Source organism: Methylobacterium variabile, assembly GCF_001043975.1.
Taxonomy (GTDB): domain Bacteria; phylum Pseudomonadota; class Alphaproteobacteria; order Rhizobiales; family Beijerinckiaceae; genus Methylobacterium; species Methylobacterium variabile.
In genome coordinates this window covers 1-1,633 of record NZ_LABY01000432.1, presented here as the reverse complement: position 1 = coordinate 1,633, position 1,633 = coordinate 1, and the positions used below count along the sequence as shown (strand labels likewise).

Below are 1,633 nucleotides of genomic sequence, written 5' to 3'. Positions count from 1 at the left end.
GGTCATCGCCACCGGCGGGCGTTCGCCGATTCGGAACGCCACGCGGCTGCGGGGGCCGCCGTCGAACAGGTTCACCACCACGTTCGTGCCGGCGACGCTCTCGGCCGGCACGGTGGCGCCGAGAAGCTCGTAGAGCCGGGTGTCCGGCAACCGGGCGAGGTCGTCGCCGTGGAACTGGCTCTCGAGCACGATCCGCATCTGGCGGCCGGCATCGTCGCTCGCCGGGACGTAGCGGGTGGTGTAGCGGCGCCCGCCGGCGATGCTGAGCACGTGGTAGCCGTGCGGCGTGCCGTCGCGGCTGTCGGCGGTGGCGATGCCGCGCCGGTCCGGCGGGCCGCTCCACCATGAGCCGGACACGGCGGTGAGCACGTGGTGGTGATGGGCGTCGTCGCCCGGCGCGCCCGGCCGGCCATCCGCGCCGAGGTAATGGTGCTCGGTGGTGTGGGTGTGGCCGGCGACGCTGAAGGACGGGCGCCCGGCGAGCAGCCGCAGCAGCTGCGCCCGGTCGGCGGTGCTGAGGCCCGGCTCGTCGGGGCCGAGATCGGTGGCGAGGGGAATGTGCATCGCCACCACGACCAGGCGGTCGGTCGGCGTCTGCTTCAGCAGGTTCTCCACGAAGGCGAGCTGGCGCTCGCCGATGCGGCCCTCGTAGCGCCCGCCCCGACCCGCCGTGGCGGTGGCCGCGCCGAGGTAGTTGACGTTGTCGAGCATCAGGAACAGCACGCCGCCGTGCTCGAGGGCGTAGTACGGCGCGCCGAAGGTGCGCTTGAAGGTCTCGCGGGAGTGGCGGGCATCCGGCGCCTCGAAGTTGAGGTCGTGGTTGCCGCCGATGTGGAACCACGGCACGCCGACCTGGGCGATGATCCGGTTCTGGCGGGGATAGAGCGACAGGCCGTCGAACAGCACGTCGCCCGTGGTCATGCCGAAGGCGGCCTTCGTGCCGAGCACCCGGGCGATCGCGGTGTCGCGCACGAAGGTCAGCTCGGCGTGGCTCTCCGGCTGCGGGTCGGTGAACAGCACGACGTCGAAGTCGCCGCTCTCCGGGCTGCGCACTAGGCCGAAATCGACGGAGGCCGGCAGCGGTCCCGTGGGTGCGATGCCGGGATAGCGCAGGGCGAGGTCCGGCGGTGTGCCGGCGGGCTGATGCAGGTAGGAGAAGCGCGGCAGGCCGTCGGCGCCCTGCGGGAGGGAGAAGCCCGTCGGCTTGATGACGAAGATCACCGCCTCGTCGCCGACCGGCAGGCTGTAGCGCCCCTGCGCGTCGGTGCGGACCACCTCGCGTCCGTTCGAGACCAGGACGTCGGGCAGGCCGGGATCGTCGGCGGCCCGGCGTCCCGAGCTTCCGGGACCTCTGCCCCCGTGATCCTCGTAGACGATGCCGGTCACGGTGGCCGGGCCGGCTTGCGCCCGCGCCGCGAGGGGGGCCAGCGCCAGGGCCGCGGCACCCGCCACCGTGTCGCGCCGGGTCAGGGTCGTCCGCTCGCTCATCGGCTCGTCTCCGTCCAGAGGAAGCAAAAGAACCACGGCCACGCGACCGTTCGGTCACGCAGGCTGGGCTCGAGGGCCCGGTCTGATCATCCACCGGTATCACACCCTCGTCGTCGTCCCGGATCTCGCCGGAGGCGAGAACCCG

General features: G+C 72.7%; 1 protein-coding gene. It reads right to left on the bottom strand.

Going from position 1 to position 1,633, the window contains the following annotated elements:
* Positions 1 to 1,488: calcineurin-like phosphoesterase C-terminal domain-containing protein (locus tag VQ02_RS33690; protein WP_048448638.1), on the bottom strand; the 1,488-nt coding region annotated here is incomplete at its 3' end.
* Positions 1,489 to 1,633 lie beyond the last annotated feature (145 nt).